This is a genomic window from Pseudomonas sp. PME37.24/025 (assembly GCF_055556615.1).
Genome location: NZ_JBVHNK010000397.1, coordinates 1 through 250, shown reverse-complemented (window position 1 = coordinate 250; position 250 = coordinate 1). Strand labels below are relative to the sequence as shown.

The window sequence follows — 250 nt, the reverse complement described above, 5'->3', positions numbered from 1 at the left end:
ATCGCTCCGGCGTCGGACGATCGTGTCCGTGCTGGCGCTCGTCGCGCTGCTGCTCGTCGTGCTCGCGGTGATCGTCGACGTGGCGCTTGGTGCGCGGCTCCGCGGTCAGATCGAGGACCGGCTGCGCGACCGCACCGCCGCGACCGCATCGCTCGTGGGGATCGTGGATGCCGAGGACCTCGCCGACCGGCTCTCGGCACAGGGCCTGTCGGTGCGCATCGACGAGGCCGGTGGCGGGTCGGTCGTCGCC

General features: G+C 73.2%; 1 protein-coding gene. It reads left to right on the top strand.

Annotated features, from left to right (window positions below; translation table 11 throughout):
• Window positions 1–28 precede the first annotated feature (28 nt).
• Window positions 29–250: hypothetical protein (locus ACZ3HH_RS30835; RefSeq protein WP_465810483.1), on the top strand; the 222-nt coding region annotated here is incomplete at its 3' end.